The organism is Vibrio sp. 1641 (genome assembly GCF_033339995.1).
In the GTDB taxonomy this organism is placed as follows: Bacteria; Pseudomonadota; Gammaproteobacteria; order Enterobacterales; family Vibrionaceae; genus Vibrio; species Vibrio alginolyticus.
The window spans coordinates 1-501 of the sequence record NZ_JAWOVP010000560.1; the positions used below are offsets into that span (position 1 = coordinate 1).

The 501-nt window shown below is 41.1% G+C and carries 1 protein-coding gene and 1 pseudogene; both read left to right on the forward strand.

Features of this window, described 5'->3' with window-relative positions:
• Positions 1-201 (forward strand): hypothetical protein (locus tag R7Z47_RS27125; RefSeq protein ID WP_318131059.1); only part of this gene is annotated, 201 nt, incomplete at its 5' end.
• 38 nt (positions 202-239) lie between these two features.
• A pseudogene (locus R7Z47_RS27130) lies at positions 240-501 on the forward strand (chemotaxis protein); the annotation flags it as partial.

The following is a 501-nucleotide window of genomic DNA, read 5'->3' on the forward strand; positions in this document are numbered from 1 at the left end:
AGCCCTCTTCCCCTATCTTCCACCCGCCCTTTTCTATTCCATAGCTTTCCATTTAGATTCACTCATCCGTCACTCAGTGTTGACCACGTTCACATTGATAGGGGCGACTTTCGCTCTTTTTATGAAAACCCACATAAAAAATGTGAGAAAAATGAACAAGTATATGAAAGTCATGGTGGATTGCTTATCCAACTGATTTAACATGAATTTTTTAAAACCTTGCTGCATTTATAAAAAATATGTTCGGCTCAAAAAAATTAAAAATGGAAAATGAGGCGCTTAAGCAGGAATTAGCGAGCCTTAAAGACAAGTATCAAACCGACGTTGAGACGTTGGAACGTCAGTTAAAAGAAGCCAAACAACTACTGAACACAGCGCAACAGCGTTACGAAAGTAGCGACGAGTTGATGTCGAGCAGCTTGAAAGGCGGAGATATGCTCCAAACCATTCGAACAGAGATGGTGGAGAATGCGCAATCTATGGCGCATGAAAACCAAGAGC